This is a genomic window from Pseudoalteromonas sp. SANK 73390 (assembly GCF_054966645.1).
The window spans coordinates 15,792-34,122 of record NZ_ARPN01000109.1 but is presented as its reverse complement, the minus strand read 5'-3'; the positions used below and the strand labels follow the sequence as shown (position 1 = coordinate 34,122).

Below are 18,331 nucleotides of genomic sequence, written 5' to 3'. Positions count from 1 at the left end.
CATTTGGGACTTTTTTAGATGACGTAAAAGCACGTAAAACGTGATTTTAAATACGGCTTAAGTTACCTCTTTTTTCAATAAAAATAAGAGAGATAAAATCACTGATCATAGAAGACAGTTCTGACTGGCTATTGTTATGATCATGACACAAAGCTCTAGAGCCACCATGAGTAAGAAAATGACTGTACCCCTCATCGTCAAAATATAATGCCTGCACTTGAGAGCTCAATTGCGCGGTTTTATAACGGCATGCAATATGGTGACTGCCTGAGGGCGCGAAAAACACCATTTGGCTGTCGTCGGCACCAAATGTTCCATCACTTTGCAAGCTGCCACTAAATGTAAAAGTAACCTCATAAATTAAATCAATCACAGTGTTATTAGTTTCTAGCTGCGCTGTTTTTGTGACTATATCGCTGGCATAACCATGACTTGCCAGCTCAGTTTTTGCACCACCTAACTGTGCTAATACTATTTGCGTAAACAGTTCATCAAGGTATCGCTTTCTATCGTATTCGCTCACTAACCGAGTATTATCAGCTTTTGCTTTAGCTACCTCATAAAGTTGTAATCTATGCTGATGGGCAAGGATCAATTCATGGGTGTTACCTTCATTATATGTGTGCATAAAAATCCTCTGTAACTTGTTATTAAAAACCATATTTCCATTCAATGTGGAGTAACGCTTGGTCCAACCAAGGTAATTGCACCATACCTAACCCCCAAGGCAGTTTCGACATTAAAACGTCTTGCGGCATAGTTACAACATTAATATGACAACCCGATTCGGTTTGCTCCACCGTCCCTTCGCGGGTAATAAACATGCGTACAAACTCATCAACCGGCATGCCTTTTAATATCTGCCAACGACTCACTAGTGCCTGTAGCATGTAGTCAATTGCCATCATGGTTGGTTCATTCAGCTCAATAAGCTGATCTACTTGAGTGTCCAGTGGTAACCCCAGTAAAGCATTCACGGTTAAGCTCTCTTCAATTAGCGGGTCTACATTTGCGATGTAACACAACACTGCATGTGCTTGCAGGTGCGCGTCATCATTTTTAAACTGCCCTTCATTTTCATGCCCACTGTCATACACAAGGTCAAGCTTGGTAAACAAAGTGGGCAAAAAAGGCCATAAAATCACTAAACCCACATCAAAAGACTCTGGGTTATTTTGCTGCTCACTGATGACCTGTAATTGCGCAAGTTGTGATTGAACTTGTGCAATCATGTTTTGAACAATCTCTTTACTGGCTTTTAAACGGGTTGTTCTGGCAAGCTTTGCCAACTGACTTTGGCTTTGCTCAATCGCTTGTTTGAGCTCAAAATTTTGTGGTGTTGAATGCGTATGAATTTGCTGTGTTAGATGTGCTAGAAGCTGTTGCGCGTCATCAATGTGCTCAACCGTTACTAAAGCATTAAAGAATGTTTTTGATTTACTCGATGATGAAAAGTGTGTTTGCTTATTTAAAGGAGCTTGTTCGAGCGCAGCATAATCGATAGATGATTGAACATGCTGCGCTATTTCATACCCTTTACTTGTATCAGTATCAATTTCACCATGAGTGCCTTGGGCTTGCCTTAATTCATTACTTTCTTCGTCTTGATTATGGCTGTCAAAAGTATTACTGAGCACACTAAAATCATGCGGATGAACTAAATTTCCACCGCTTTTAGTTACCGTATTGTGAGTCGAATCGTGCCGTGATTGCGGTATTTCTTTGGTATCACAATTTATGCTTGCCAATACGTCATCACGACCGTTTTCACTGGCCTGCGTATCGGATAATGTAGCACGATGTAATTGATCATTGGTTTTACTCACACTGCGGGAAACTGACACGCCATAATCATGCCTTATTACAGTCAAATCTTGCTCTGCATGTCCGCTAACAGCTTGCGTATCTGCGCGATTATACCTATTTGATAAGCTTGCTTCACCCACTTCTGAGGTTTGAGTTACATTATGAATTTCATCTGCCATTGGCTGTAACTGGTTTAGTGGCTGCGCAACAGTGGTGTGCTTATAGCCTTGATTTGTCATGTTTAAGGAAGCAACCTTGGCCGCCTTAACAGGTTTTAGCCAAATGCTGTCCAGCTCTGAAATTTGCTTGGTTGCATGGTTAACCAAAGGCATAAGCCAAGCGTCCAAGCCTGTGTCAATACGCTCTATAAGTGGTAGTTTTTGAACCAGCTCTTTTTTAATCAAATCGAGTGATTGCACATGCTGGGTAATTAACTGTTGCAGTTGCCTACCTTGCGCCCCTTGCTCTGCTGCTCCAAGTAAACTATTTAGCTCATTAACAAGCCACACTTGCTGCTTTAAAACAAACCCATAAATACGCTGTACTGATGGCAGATAACAAAGTTGCAATTCACGCCCAAACGCGGCCATATGAGCAACTCGATTACAGCATTGCCAAATTAATGAGCTGCAGTTACTCGCAGTGGTTTGCTTTGGTGACAATGCTTGCTCTTGCTCAAAGCATTGCATCATATCGTCCAAACCACACGTAAATTGCTCATAAAGCTTATCTAAACGCTCACTCACCGCTTTTTCGAACTGCGCTTCATCAATAGCCAGTGCGATAGTGGGTGCGAATGATTTATCTAAGCAAGCATATTGACATTGTTTGAGCAATGTATCGATCACCCTATTCAGTAGGGGTCTACTCACAATACCACTTTGCAATTGCAACCATAAACTTGACCCCGTTTGAATCGGTAAGCTTTTTAACTGCTCAATTACGCTCACCAGTATCCTCTGCTCATCCGCAGCTAAAACCTGAGTTTGTTGAGGCTGCGCGAGCCAAGACTTTGTCCGCTTTAAAGCAGCGACAAGCTCACTGTCGTTAACCTTTACAGCAAACTCACTTAATTGTTTATTGGTTACCACACGCTGATATTGCAGGCTCCATTGGCTTGCATCATCAAGCCATCTTTGCAATGCTCGCTCTGATATTGCTTGCGCTGCTTGCCATTTAAGCGGTAGTTCTAGTAACAAAACGGGTACATCGGGTAATCTACTTAATAAACTATAAAGTTTTAATAAGCTTCTTTTGTTGCCATTGACACTGCTAATCATGTGACTTTGAGTGCGTAATTTTGCTGCTAATTTTACTATTTTTTCAAGGGTACTGTGCGGCGCTTGCTTATAGCGTAAAGCATCGCCAAATGCTTGTGTTACCTGATCCAATTTAGAGGCTAAGTTGACGCTCAACTGGGTTTGATTTACGCGGATTGTTTGCAGCGCCAACCACGCTTTTAGCTGCTGCTTGGGTAACATATGAGAATTGGCAAGTATCTGTAATAACAACAATACCTGTTTTAAAATTTGCTGTTGTTGTGCTCCTATCGCGGTTATTTTGGTCGCTGGCTTTAGCTGCATATCTGTACTTTGAGCAAACTCAGTATGGCCTACCAAGTCAATTGCTAAATCTGCCTTTTGTGCCACTGTGCTTACAATTCGATGTAAATCGCTCAATGCTTTTTGATTACATTGATTTTTGTTTAGCGCACACCACATACTGAGCATTTGTGCGTGTTTAGACGTTTTTAAAACGATAATGGTTTGCTGTAATAACCGCTCACTAAATCCATTATGTGCAATAAATAACTCATGTAAAGTGAGTAGCAACGTGCGGTGTTGCTGTAATTCAGCGTGCCCTGTGGTTAGGGTCATAAACTCTAACAAGCTAATAAATCGCTCACATTGCGCGGCACTTAAACAAGTTAACAGTTGAGTGACTCTCTGTTGCTCGTGCACCTCATAAAGCGGTGCCACCAGCAACGGTAATAGCGTTTTATCTTGGTAACATAACTGTACCAACCTATGCCTAAGCTGCACCGAGTTAGGCTGTAATTGTAGTTTCTCTAGTGGGTTGAACGATGTTTCAAGCGCTTCTTTTAACTGCCGCTTTAGCTCAAGCCGAAGTGTTGCTTTGGTCACCCCCCTCTGTGGCTTTTGTTTACTCAATATGGTGAGCAAGTTCAGTAAAATGCTATTATAGCGAGTTACCCCTTGGCGATGTATTGCAGCTTGCTGAAGGGAGTTCTCTTTGCCGTATTGCTGCACCGCGTTTTTTAGCTGCTTGGTAATACTGTCGCTCAGCTGAGGATAAACATACTGTTTAAACGCAGCAAATGGGTCAAGCATCACAAACTGCCAGTCAATTTCGGTTAAATCAAGATCTATGTCAGGTAACTTAATTGCATCTAAGGGTAAATTAGGCTCATCTAACTCAGGCCAATCCATTTGTGTTAGCCCCAGTATCAACCAATCTGAAAATTGATTTTGCACATCTTCCAAACTGCTGCCTGAGGCACGCAAAGCAGATGGAGGGGCCTGTATATCGGCCCCTAGCTGTTTAATGGTTAGCTTCATAATTAAATGTGATCATTGCGCCAAGGTTGAGCACCACACATCACAGGGCCGTCTATATACAAGCCATGCCACCAGTAATCTTGGTGAGTATGCTCATCATGACTTGTATCACATCCAGCACTGTAAATATGATGCCCTACCTCTGCTTCAGCACGGTTACCTCGCCAGTAGCCCTGTGCCATTAAGTTTTGACATTTATAAGCACCACCACCATAAAGCACCGCGGTATTGGAACGCGCTACCACTTGGCTGTCATCACAATACGCAACCCCTGCGCCAGATTCAGCGCGGCATAATGACACAGTGAGCGTTGACTCTTTAACACCAAACACCCCACCACCTTGGCGTGCGGCTGAACAATGTTTAATATTGCCCGCTTCTACTGCGCTGACTTCAGACTCACCGTAAATTGCCCCACCATCACCACTTACGTGGTGGTTTTCAATCACACAGTTGAGTTTGGCACTTTGTACATAACGCAGGTGGAACGCACCACCATTTCCTTCAAACAACCCGCCATTAAGGAGTGAACCATCAAAGGTGAAGCCTCTCATTTCAACGCTTTTAACCAGCGCATCACTTTGCCCATGAATTAAAAAGCGACACCCTGCATGCTCTTTCACAATGCGAGTTTCTCGTTCATTAAAGCCAATAATGCTCACGTTTGAGCCAATACGCACTTGCTGCTTCAATTTGTAGGCACGGTTCATTTGTGGATGACTGGTATGCGGTAAGAGTAAAATAGTCACATTGCAGAGTATTTCTCGACTCATAACATCATCAAACTCTTGCTGGTTTTGTACCAACAATACTTTATTACTTTCAGCCCATGACCAGCAGTGTGCATCTACATAAGCTTTTATCGCGGCCTGTGTTGCCAACATCTCGTTGGATGACATCTCGCCGCCAAGCTCAACATCAGTTGAAATACTATCAACGAGTTGAGTGTCACCCAGTTGCATCGTTGTCGCGCTAAATGCACCACTAACCTTACAATCGCTTTGTATACTGGCGTCTTCTGCAAAAGTTAGCCCGCTATCAACGGTCAATGTATTGCGAACCCGTACATCTCCCTCTATATCAAGTTTGCACTCTGGAGTTTGCGTACCAACCCCGACATGACCCTCAGGGGTTATGTGCAACGCATCAGTGCTATTTGCTTGAATACTCAATGGGGCAGAAGCTGTATTCGACTCAACATGAATAACATGTTCACCAGAGACTGATAGAGAAGGTGCCGCTATGTTACTTTCTGTGTACAACGGACTATGTAAATTAACTTCACCATGCACAGTTACAGCATTGTTAAACGTAGATGCAGGCGTGATAGTAACCTGTGATCCTACTTCTAAGCCGTCAATATTAAGTCCGCCTTGCAGCGTTGTTTGCTTAGCAACAGTTAACGTATCACGTAGTGACGTATGCTTATGTACCGAAAGCTCATCGTTTAACCTAACCGAGTCTTGAAAGGTGCTGTCGCTTTTTACTTCAACATGACGGTTAAAAGTGGCTTGTCCTTCAACCAATAAAGTGTCTTTTAAATGCACATCGTCATTAACGGTTAAATCGGAGCGAAGTTCCACATCACCAAATATTTTTGCGCCATCAAAACACTCAACTCGACCTGACCCCCGAAGTTTACCATTGAGAATAATATCCCCTTGGATCAAAGCATTACCTGCAACATCCAGTGCCTCTCTTGGGCTATCGGTTTGCACACCCAGCTTACCGTCTTCAATCACCACCGGCTTTTCACCTTGGTGGTACACGGCAAAAGCCTTTGCAAAGTGATTTTGATCAATGGCCACTTGCGCGATACCCGCAGGCATGCCTGTTGGCGCTTCATCGCTCACGCTACTAAAAGGTAAACCAAAGCGCGCCTCACCGGCGAGTTCCGAGTTACCATGCACATTAATATTGCTTCTAAAGCTGGCATATTCATCTACATGCAAACTTTCATCAATTTCTAATCGACCCTTTATCTCTACATCTTTTCTAAATTGACTGTCTTCTGCCACATCAAGTGCATAATCTGGCCGCTCGACGCCTACTCCTAATCGACCGTCATTAAACACTAACCCCGTTTGGCCTCCCTGCCTTTCAATATACAGTCCTCGTTTTCCTTGCTCTTGAATATGCACTCGTGCCTGGGCAGGTTTATCAGATAGATTTAAGTCGCCATCTATCTCTACATGAGTATCAAATTGTGCTAACCCTTCAACTAATAGCGCATTATCAGTTTCGGTTTGCGCAACTATTAAGCCACCCATCGCACTCGCACGGCCATTCACAGTAAGTGTATTATCAACCGTTGTTGAACCATTGGCATTTAAAGGGCCAGTAAAGGTCGCAATGCCATCTGTTACCGTTAAGTTATTATAAAAATCAACGGTATCTGTTACAGATAAAGTGCCACTCAGATTGCTAGAACCTTGCACAAATAAGGCGTCTTTTGGTAGTTGCGCGCTGTTATTGGTTACGCTAAGCGACAAACCATCATCAATTTGGCCCGCACCAGCAACGGTTAGTTTTTTGCTTAGTTTAGTGTCGCCTTGCACCTCAAGCGCAAACTCTTCACCTACAAACTCTTCCCCCATTATCTGCACTTGCCCAGCAACACAGGCTTGACCTGTTAGCGCAAAGTTCACATCAGACTCTGGTAGTGGCTGATTGATAGCAAGTTGACCAGCTGCAATATAAGTGGCTGAGTCTGTTGTACCATGCTGCACTTTGACTGCCGCCTGTTCGCCCAATTGGGTAATATTTACTTGCGAGTTGGTCGTGCTTAATAATGGATTACCATCAATGCTCACAGTTAATTGACCATGAACATCCGTATTGCCAAAAATATCAGCATCGCCATGCACATTAAATGGTGTGGCAAAATTACTGCTGCCCACAGTCACATTCATATCATTGACGCTGAAAATGGCTTCGCCATTATTGTTTAGCACATTCATGTCACTAGCAAAATCTACAGAGCTTGCAAACAGCGCGTCAGCTCCTACATGCAAAGGCTTTATGGGGTTAGCCTCAAACAGGCCTAATTTATCCATTTTGCTGGTGATAATAGGTGTAACCGCTTGACCATTAAAGTGACTTATCTCTACACCTGAGGCGTTGCTTGGATTACTTAATACAGCAAGCTTAGCGTTGCTTTCCCAGTTCGGTTGCTCATTATTTGAGGCAATATTAAGTTGGCTATAAACCTGCGCTGATCCGATATTCGCTTGTTGCGTGATCTCAACATTTGGCGCCGTTACAGTGCCTTTAACATTGACAGGCACTGGAGCCATCTCACTCCCCACCTGAACACTTTGTTTTTTCACGCGCAGTAATGGATTTTCTTCGTAATCTTTTATCAACAGCGCAGATTCTTCTTCTGTTGCTGTTTTAATTACTAACTTACCACTTGGTATAGTACTTTGCTCACCAATGTTCACACCTTGTGAGATATGCGCACTTTGGCCATGTAAGGCAGTGTCTGTGCTAATATCAGCGCTTGCCGTAATATCTGTAAATTGTGCTGAGCCTTTAACCGTTAGCGTTGTATTGAGCAATGCGCCTGCGGCCGTATCTTGCTCTGTTATTCCAGTTTGAGTGTCACCTACCCAAAGTTTATTGGTGGTGGTTTTTTGCGCAATGGTGGCGTGCGTATTCACCGTTAAGTCACTAACAGTCGTTGCACCTGCCACTAAATCTTGCGTTATGGTTGCCGAGTTTGCGCTAACGTGATTGCTCGTAGTGACATTCGTTGCCGTTATATCACTTTCCACGTGCAAGTCATCTTTAATGCTAGTCTTTTGATAGACGGTCACTTTTGACTCGTTTTGCAATGGCGCATCACTTATCTTAATAAACTGTGCTGCACTGGTTCCTACATTCAGTAATGAAGTGTTAACGCTACCTTGCACATCTAGCTTAGCCGAGGCGTTGGTTTTGCCAATCGCTAAGTTACCTTCAACCGCTAAACTTTTATCCACACTAGGCAGCGTTTCGCCGCCAATAGCCATCGACTCAGAAACACTCACATTCCCTGCAAAGTGACTTTTATCTTGACCATTGAGCTTAACGTAATATGCGTCTTGAATATCACCAAAAAGGGCATCATCAGCGACATGAAAGCTGGCAGCAACCTCCGTTGTGCCCACGCCGACCTTACCTTCGGAGTTAATAAAAAATGGCGTTGTATCGTTGTTATAATCATCAACTCGCAGTAATGCATCCATATCGCTACTGCTTTTAGATATATGTAGTTTAGCCTGTGTACTTTGCGCATCTATGCCAACACCTAATGTGTCACGCGCTTCAACATGCCCGGTAAATACCGCATTTTGGCCTGCAAGCATACCGTTAAGCGTCGCTGTACCTGCAACCACCAAGGTATTTGCACTGGCATTGGCAAGTGTTGATGATGCTGATGCTGCTAAATGTGCAGTATTAGTTGTGTCTGTCACATAAAGTGATTGCGCAAGGTGCGCCTCACCCGATACCGTCACTTTAGGATTATTATTTTCATCAAGCTCAGCGCGCAAAATTTCTGCATCGCTATTTTTAACCAGCAATGCATCCGCATTGAGTTGTGCGGTATCTACTTGCTCGGTCGCATTGAGCGTATTTGCTTGTACCGTGCCCGCAATTTGTAATTTCTCATCCGTTTTAGAAAGCAAAAACACGCCATCAAATACTTGCATGCTGTCGCTATTTAAATTCAACGTTTGCGCTTGGCCATTTGTCATACTTAATTCATCAGCAGATAAATTAAGTTGCTCATCCGTGTGTATGTCTGAGCGCACAGTAACAGGTGCCGATATGTCTAACTCGCTTTGACCATCAACTTCAACAACTTGAATAGGGTCATCGACCTGATTAAAGCCTGAGCGGATCATGGCTTCAAAATCATCCCCCGTCGGGGTTTTTAAATCATCAAATTTATCTATTAACGATTGTCGACTTTCTTTTTCGACCACGGTGGTTGATTGTGCAGAATGCGCAGCTTCTTGCTCGTTAAATGTGTTCATTAGTTATTCCTTGATTAAATACGATTTGGCTTGCTGTGGGCAACGATAAACTTAGACTGCTCAGTTGAGCGGGAATTAATGGTTGAAATAGACACCGGATACAAAGGCTTTAGATAGGCCAATGGCGAGTAACCAATTGTCAGCCTTTTATCTTGTTGGACATGGTCAGAAATACTGGGCCGACAAATTTCATCAATATAATGTTGAGCACTGAGGTAAAAAATATCGTCTGCGCTAAAGTCAGTGGGAAAATACGTAACATACGCATCAATATTGGTGTTAACACTACGATAAATATCACTACTGGTTTGACCATCAATAACAAACTCATCCACAGAGTCATCATCGCAATACACCAATAAAATCTCGACCATGGTCTCTTTCACTTCATCCCATAGGCCCAGTTTGTCTGCTTGGTGGGTAAGAATAACCGTTGACAGAGGCCATATCGGTCCGGAGTTAGGCTCTAACGGTATAGGCGATGTAAAAAACTGACCTAACAATTTACTTAGCTGCTGTTCAATTGCAGTTACGGATGCATTTGAAAGCTCAAAACGCTCGCGTTGGGTTTGCGAAAAGTAGTTAAGCCAACCATAGTAAAGGCGCTCAAATAAGCTCATGCTTTCTCTATCTAGCCATAGGCAGTGAACAGGCATATGCAAAGGGGTCAACTCACGAATTTTACGCTCGGCAAATTGGCGAAACTCAACGCAGGCAAACCGTGTTGTCCAATCTGGCAGCATAAAATACAGACTATTACTCAATTGTGCGCGCTCCAAAGCACTAAAATGCTCACTTTGCAGCAAACTGCCTTCCACCAGATAAAAGCTTTCGCGGTTATGTGTTGCCAACGGCATATGGGCAGGATGAGATAAACCAAGGCGGCGCATAATTCCTTTAGCCATTGCACTACATTGACTTAGCTGTACATCGGCTGATAAATAATCATAACCACGGCAACGGTTTTGTCCTAGGTGACTAATCTCACTGAGTAAACGACATTTATCTATGTATTGACGCAGCAATACCAAACGTTCAAGCAGTGGCTCTGCTGGGCTTGGATCGGCCTCATTACTTAAGCTTGGCGCGTAAAACGAAAATACAGCTTGGTATTTTAATAAATTGCTATCGACCGGGCGCTCGGCAAAACGTGCTAGTAAATGATCAACGCTTTGGTTTAACCGAGTTAACTGCGCAATAGAAAAGTCATTTTCAAGGCTACGCTGCATTCCTCTTTGCCAGTACGATAATCCATCGGTATTGAGCAAATGCTCAATACCACTAATATTCGTCAATGCCTGACTCAATTGCGAGTGTGGTAAAGCGCACGCCTGCTGCCAAAACAAATCAACTTGCTGAGCATTGAGCGACTCACTGGCTAACATGCTATCTAGTAGCTTACCTAATCCTTCAAACAACGAGATAGGTGGCAGCGATAGAATGTCAGGTAAAACATCCAGCTGCTTGTGTTGATCAGCCAATATTTGATCAAATAACTGTAAGTAGCCCTTAAATTGCAATAACTGCGCTTTTTGCGCACTGTCTATATCTGCATCTAAGGTTTGCTCGGCAATTGCAAATACTTTTGGCAGTTCATGTTGTAATGAACGATAGTCACTCAGAGCCAAGTATTGTGCTGACTCAAACTTGGGTAACATCACTGAACTTGCCAGCTCTGGCGGGTGATTTAGTACCTGCAACCCTTGACGTATGGCTGCTTTATCTTGCTCTGTCAATTGATAAGGCTGTCCATCAATCAGCAAGCTTAAATCATCAAAGAAATGCTCTTCATCAAAGCCTAGTTGCGCAATATTTACTCTCTGCGCGCTGTCATCACTACCAAATTGAATTTGCCAAAACTCGTAGCCGTCTTGCGCATTGTAATTACCATCGGCACTATCTTGTTGGCTTGAAAATCGAAACGCATTTACTCGCTCAATGCTTTCATGGCCGTGTAATGCACTTAAAATGTTTGAGCTAAACAAACTGACGCTATAGGCTGACTTGTGCAAGTCTTCATCCAACACAAAACCATGTTGTAATTTGGGCCCTTGATAAATTTGCTCAACACTCATACCTTGGCGTAACAGTTGCTGCGCTGAATGCTTAGGTATGTCAGGTGAGATCTCGCGACCAATTAAAATGTATAACTCTGTTAATAAGGCGACTAAATTGTCAACAAGCTGCAATGATAAGGTCATGCCAACAGTCACTTTACTGATATCATAAAATGTAATATCACCAAGCCTGTGGTTAACACATCGCGCTAGGCTAAACGCTTGATTAACTAGCGCCGTTACGTTTGACTTTTTGTCATCATCAGGCGCATATAACAACACCTGAAAATCTAAAACGGTGGTGCTTGAGCCTGCAACTTGATGCGACATCACATGCACATTTTTAACATCGAGTAAGTCTAAAATAAGACGCCGATAGTCATCCTCTGTCACACAGTGACTAAACAGCACTTGCTCGGGCTCGTAAAATTTAACACTGCCCTCGCTGTGCGGCTGTGCTAATAGTTCAGGGACTGGATAGTCCAGTTTATAACTGAGATCAGACAACACATACACTAACACTTCTAATACCGTTACACCTGGGTCAAAACGGTTGTGATCGGTCCAAGTTGAGGGTGCAAATTGTTGTATTTTTGTCATGCCTTGCTGACGCAGCTTCTCTAAATTTTGCCCCGTATTACTAGGCGCAGCATTTGAGATCTGCAAAGCTTGATTGTCCATAACATTCCTGAATTTGTGGTATGAATAATTACAAGACGCACGCCACCAACAACTGTGAAAAGTATTTTCAGTTATTTTTGAGCTTGCTCTTTTGATAATTAACTAAGTGAGGTGTAGGACTTACTGAACAACAAAGTCCAGTTCAATCTCCCACTTGCCAATGCCTTCAAATACATCACCTAAAGTATTAGCAAGGGATATTTTATGATTGCGTGCTGGCACTAAAATATCGTGCGGGTTATCAGCGCTAATCACGCTGTATTGTTTTGCTGTTTGACCTTTTTTAGTGGCGCGAATGACTTGGATCATATCCACCGCAGGGTGGGTTTCTAATACTTGCGCAATGGGTGCTAAGTAAATAGTACGCTCTAGTGGCTTATCTAACTTATTCCATGGTGTCAGTGCATCCACGACCATATCATTGAGTTCAATAACGGTACTTTGAATGTCGTATAACGGGTCAATTTTTACGATTAATTCGAGCTGCACTTCAACATAGTTGGGGTCATCAATTTTAACCGTTAAATTAGGCACAGACAACGCATTTACTTGCTCCCGAATTTGTCGCTTTAAATAACGTGGTACTTTAGGTTGTAGCACCGACACATCATGATTAAGCGGTACAACTACCAATGATAAACCAGACGAATTAACCACAGGTCGTACTGAGTGCAACTGCGAGAAGGCCTGTAACACAAAATGTTCATAATCCCAACCGCTGAGTAATCGTTGACGATGATGCAAACGTTCACTAATACGCCGGTCAAATTGCTCTGTCGTTTCTGCAACTTTGGCACCAAAGGAAGCAAACGGCTGCATTATTGTATCAACGCTTGGATTGGGCAGTACCAATTTGCTGATTGATTCACTGGCTAATGGCTGCTCAAAATGAGATGCATCATTATCTTGACTGGTTAGGCTAACCTTCAACCCTTGCGTAAATACACCCTTAAGCTTGGAATAAATCGGAAAAGTATGACTATCAAAGCTAGTTGGTGCTTCTGTACGGCCATGGCTTAATTTTGCGCGTATCCACAATTTGCCATCATGGTTGAATGAGCCACTTTGGCTCAACTGAGGCAAATAAAACACCACCAAACCCGAATCAAGCAAATCATAAGTGCTATCTCTGAGCACTCGTCCCTCCTGTGATTCACCTTGGGAATCTTCGCGCTTAAAGCGATGCCATGAACCCGCATTAAAATACTCCCATACAAAAGCGGGGTTATCGCCCATGTTGTAACCATCAACGGGGTCAACCTGATAGTACATACGAACCTGTCCCGGCGTACTCACTTGGCTAAGTGCCATATATAAATAACCAAATTCTTCTATTTTAGGTAATAAAGACAACAAACTTTGCTGGGTTAATTGCTCTGTTGGCCGCCCGACAGGCGCAATATGCTCAACATAAATATCATTGCCCACCCTTTGTGCGGGTGAAGTAATACTTTCACTGTGATAACGCAAAGTTAAACTATCAAGTACAGGAGTATAGGGGGCATTTACCAGCACAGGGTTATCTGATCCAGCATTTTTATAGGCAAACAACTCAATGACTTTGGTGTAATCTTTATGAGCAAAATCTTGCTCTGATAAAGCTAGAGTATAGTACTTAGGCCATTTACTGGCAGTTGTTTCATTAAGGGGTAATAACTGAACATCACGCATTGAATTATTATCATTATGCGTAAAAGTGAGTGTGTTAATCGCGATGTTATTATGTACATCAGGTAGAGTATCGTCGCCTTCATTATAAAACAGCTCAAGACTAATTTGCGCATCACTGCCTGCATCTGAGCGAGTGATATTTACCACCGTATCTGGCCAAGTTAAGCAATTACAATCAGTTGAAAATAAAGCATCCACCGATAAGGCAATGCCTTCGCAAGGTTGCTCAGCCCCACACAAGGCGCTGCTATCAAAATAGCGTTCATCCAAATTATACTGTTCACTGTAGTAATAACTGTATGCACGATAATAGTCATTAAAACTATTTGGTCTATCTAACCAAGCAAACTCTACACTGGCATGAGTAATGTTTTTAGTCACTAGTTCGGGGTGAGTAAAGTGCACTTTGGAGGCTAATCTTGGCGCAATACCAAACGGCTCAAATGGTTTTGAAGTATCTAAATCTACCTCTGCATTATTCGCAATCACGCCAGCTAAACCACTCACTTGCGTCGTTAAACTCATTTGCGTGATAGTAAAGCTATTAAAGCGTGCAAATACACTGGACTCATCGCTGTATAGCTGTTGATAATACTCACTTTTAAGCACCAAAGAAATAAACGGCAAGGCATTATCTGCGCCAATAGGCATACCCTCCAACGCCGTTATGGCAGGAAATAAGTTATCGAAAGTGAGCTGCAGTTGTTGCTCAACAACATTTAACTGAGTCACGTCAACAGCCAATAACCCGTCACTGGTCGAGATGTAAAAATCAAACCAAGTTAACCAGTTGAGCAACTGTGCTTGCTCACCAAAATCTAAGCTGACGATACGCGTACCACCGCTTAAAAATAAATCTTGTGAGGCAATTTTAAACCCTACCTCAACAGTTGATGAGGTCAGCTCATCAAGTCCTTGTCCAAAAGTAGCTTCGCTTTGCTCAAGTACAATACCTTGTTCACTATCAAGTAATACCTGCTGATTTAAACCAAGTTGCTCAGAAGCCTTAATTTTATTCACGCTGGCAACATAATCCACCGCGGCCTTGTTAATCGTCACTACTTCATCTGTGCTGTAAACAAGCGGGGAGCCTTGAGTATCTTTACCACCATCAAATTGTGTGCCTGCGGGTAAAGTTAATGCGTCAACATTATTCAATGACACCACTACATGCGCACTGTCTGCGCTTGCGGGTAATGGCTCAAAGCGCAGTACCTCACGATAAAAATGGTCTAAATGCCGTGCGACAAACTGATTAAACTGTGCATTACTGTGTTGCAATAAATCAATAAAAGTGAGCAACAGCGCCATGTCTGGACGGCTCGCTAACTGTTTAATCTGCTCATCGGCACTACCTTGTTCAACAAGCTGAGCAAGACCTGCTAGCTTTTGCGGTTCAGGCAGTAAATTTTCCCACGTACCACTGGCAGATAATGTGCGCTCATCAATGTAATTTACTTGTTTGGCCAGCACCGATAAGTACTTTAACCAAGCTTCTACCGTACGTGGTTCGATATTAAAAAAAGAGCGAGATAACGATTTGATATGTCGCCCAAGTTGACTACGCCCCATTTCACTTGGGTTAACCGCATTGAGCGTTGCAACGGAGGAGTTGTTGTTAGACTTCACAGCCATGATAGTGCCTTGATAGATAAAAGGTTTGATAAGAGCAAAACAAAGAATCAGCTTGCTCACAAAAGGTGACTTAAGTGAGCAACTAAACTGACTGCTCAGTTAAGTAGAATGGAAACACCATATTGCTGCGGCTATTGGTTTGCCGCACGACGTAGTTCAACTGAACTAGCAACACCCCGTCGTACAATTCACCGCTATCAAATTCGATGCTTTCTAGGGTGATACGCGGCTCATGATTGAGCAATACGGTAGCAATCTCCTGCCTTAGTTGCGCTAAACTTTGTTCATTTGCATCAGCGAATGAATAGCTGGCAAGACCAGAACCCACATCTGGCCACAAAGGTCGCTCTCCCACCAAAGTGTTTAAAGTTAGATGAATCGCTTGCTTGAGTAAGGTTTCACCACTGTCCATAACGGGCCCTGAGGCTGGGTTTCTAAACTGCACGGGAAACCCCCAGCCAGTGCCTAGAAAAGCTTGATTTAACATTGCTACTCCTTGTTTTGTTGACCTCAGTTTGAGGCTATTTCACATCGACGCCTTTGCCCTCTAAGGTAATGCTATCTGAGGTTTTTACATTAATGGCTTTTGCCACTTCTAAAGTGGATTTATCTTTACTTTCAATCATCAATGATTCCCCAGCAACTAGGGAGGTCATATCTTTTTGGGTTAATTTAAAGCCCTCTTTAGCATCAAAAGTAATCGTATGATCGGCGCTACCTTGTAACGTAAGTAACGGTTCTTTTAGGGTAAATTGCAGTGCTAGAGCTTGCTCTTTAAAAAACAATCCTCGTTGCTCATTTTTATCGTCATATTCAAACGGCGGTTTAGCTTTGGGGTTATGGCACGCGCCTAAAATAACAGGGTGTCGACTATCGCCCCCGATAAATCCCACCATGACTTCTGTATCTACATCTGGGGGTAAAAACAACCCCTCTTCTGTACCAGCAAAAGGGCTGCTTAAGCGAGCCCAAATTGGTTTGTCGCCACTGGCACTGGGTAGTAAAACAGGAATACGTAGCAACGCTTGTGCATCGGCTTTAAATGCCGTCACTTTACCCACCAACATGGGGGTATAGCGAGGTTGTGCATAGTCTGACCAAACGCTTAAAGTTAAAGGAAGGCCAAGGATAAATTCACTAAACCAGCCATCACTTGATAGATGGTGATGAATTTCGCTCACTACGTAATCCCCGCCATATTGCTTGCCAATACCAGAGAGCGTTAACGCGTCCAGTAATTTAACTTTGGTTGGGGCTTTTTGCGCCGACATATCAACGCGAATATATCCTTGGTACATATCGAGTAGCCGATAATATTGCTCAGCACTGGCCTTGGCTGCTAGCTCTAATTTATCAATGGGCGCTTGCGCTAAACGTAAAGTATCGGGTAAACCAAGTGCAGTATCCGCATCGCTGTGAGTTTTAAATTTAGCCGCAGGCGCAGCAGGATCGGCGTTGTCGTTGAGCTTTTGCTCTTTAATATCCCAACTACTGAATTGGTGTTTTTTAAGGTATGAACTCACATCACAGTTTAAAGAAAAATCAACACAGCCATCCATGGCAACATTAAATTCATGGGCCGTGGGGGTATGTTTTGCTAAATCTATTACTTGATTTTTACCATCATTAAAAAATGCAAAGCCGTTGCATAACACTCGGCGCATAAACACCGACCATGGCTTTTCATCAACCACTAAAAACTGTTGATGCTCTATTTTACTCGCTGCAATGGTCCCTGCAGCGGCACCGTAGGTACTCAGCAAGTCACTGAGAATATCGCTGTCTTTGGTTTTTTCATCATAGAGTTTGCTCATAGCATTTTGGCACAGCTTTATCGCATCGGCTCGCGCCTCTATGCGCATATAAGGTTGCCGTTCAAACCCGATACCTTGCGCGGTAATAATGCCGCTAAATAGCACGCCTTGTTCACCATCACCAAAACCCGCTTTTAACTCAATGGCTTTACCCATCGTAAATAACTCTTCGTCTGTTTTAACAAAGGTTTCTTTGGCCATATCACCGTCTTCTATGACTAAACAAAGCTGCGCAATTTGATTCACGCCATTTTTTTACAGTCGCCTCTCGCACAGCAACCTTATCGCTGACTTTATTACCCTCAACAGTAATGGTATATCGCAAGTCCATGTTAGCGCTCCAAAGGCGGGTAAACGATTTGTGCGCCTACCTCTGCACGGCGAATAGATGGCAAACGATTGACCATAGCTACCTGATGTGCAAATTGCGAACTGCCGTAGATTTGTGCACTTTGCAATAGCACAGAACTACTCGCTTGGTGTTGGATAACATGGGTTAAATCAGGTGAACTTTTACCTGATTTGAGTTTAATTTCTTTTTCGGATAAACATTCCACCACACAACAATGCACCTTAGCTTTTAAGCGACGCCCTTTATTATCGACCAACTCTGTTTCTACTTTGGTGGTACATAACATGCCATCAAATGTGCCGCTGGGCCCATGATTAAGCGTCATGTTTAATGGCTGAATCGTGACGTATGTAGGCTCATGCGTATCACTTTGAACCGCCGTGCCATACTTGAGCAAAGTTTGAATGTTTTTTTCAGTTTCTATCTCCCCTTGCAGCTTTGCCAGCAACTCGGTGGGTAAATCAATAATGGTGTCGTCAAGTAAAAAGGTCACTGACAGTTTAGAAGGCGAAGACTTTTGGTATTGGCTTGCACCGCTTTCAGCACCTATGGTTTGCGACTTTTGAATATCGTTGGCATAACTAGTTTGCAACGACTTTACATCGTATGCGAGCGTCATCTCGGCCAATTGATTACCAGAGCCTCGCTCTACTTTGCTATAAAAGGTCACTTTACATAGCGGAGACCCTGCCGCATTTGCGCCAATACCTATCAT

At 43.1% G+C, this 18,331-nt stretch carries 8 protein-coding genes; all 8 read right to left on the bottom strand.

Annotation, left to right across the window (positions count from 1 at the left end; all coding sequences use genetic code 11):
- Positions 1 to 46: 46 nt before the first annotated feature.
- Positions 47 to 628: a hypothetical protein gene (locus tag SANK73390_RS14210; protein ID WP_462766712.1), complete on the bottom strand. Its 582-nt coding sequence runs from the start codon at positions 626 to 628 to the stop codon at positions 47 to 49.
- A 22-nt stretch (positions 629 to 650) separates the two neighbouring features.
- Positions 651 to 4,385, bottom strand: coding sequence for a contractile injection system tape measure protein (locus SANK73390_RS14205; RefSeq protein ID WP_462766711.1), 3,735 nt, complete (start codon positions 4,383 to 4,385; stop codon positions 651 to 653).
- A gap of 2 nt (positions 4,386 to 4,387) precedes the next feature.
- Positions 4,388 to 9,406 carry an autotransporter outer membrane beta-barrel domain-containing protein gene (locus SANK73390_RS14200; RefSeq protein ID WP_462766709.1) on the bottom strand — a complete coding sequence of 1,673 codons (5,019 nt, stop codon included), beginning with the start codon at positions 9,404 to 9,406 and terminating at the stop codon, positions 4,388 to 4,390.
- Between the two features lie 14 nt (positions 9,407 to 9,420).
- Complete coding sequence (locus SANK73390_RS14195) at positions 9,421 to 12,144, bottom strand: hypothetical protein (protein ID WP_462766708.1); 2,724 nt, start codon at positions 12,142 to 12,144, stop codon at positions 9,421 to 9,423.
- 120 nt (positions 12,145 to 12,264) lie between these two features.
- The gene (locus SANK73390_RS14190; RefSeq protein WP_462766707.1) at positions 12,265 to 15,450 is read right to left on the bottom strand and encodes a hypothetical protein; all 3,186 of its coding nucleotides are present in this window, start codon (positions 15,448 to 15,450) and stop codon (positions 12,265 to 12,267) included.
- A gap of 82 nt (positions 15,451 to 15,532) precedes the next feature.
- On the bottom strand, positions 15,533 to 15,937 hold the full coding sequence (locus tag SANK73390_RS14185; RefSeq protein ID WP_261592123.1) for a GPW/gp25 family protein: 405 nt from the start codon (positions 15,935 to 15,937) through the stop codon (positions 15,533 to 15,535).
- Positions 15,938 to 15,971: 34 nt separating this feature from the next.
- Positions 15,972 to 17,510 carry a phage baseplate assembly protein V gene (locus SANK73390_RS14180; protein WP_462766706.1) on the bottom strand — a complete coding sequence of 513 codons (1,539 nt, stop codon included), beginning with the start codon at positions 17,508 to 17,510 and terminating at the stop codon, positions 15,972 to 15,974.
- Positions 17,511 to 17,596: 86 nt separating this feature from the next.
- On the bottom strand, positions 17,597 to 18,331 hold the full coding sequence (locus SANK73390_RS14175) for a CIS tube protein (RefSeq protein WP_462766705.1): 735 nt from the start codon (positions 18,329 to 18,331) through the stop codon (positions 17,597 to 17,599).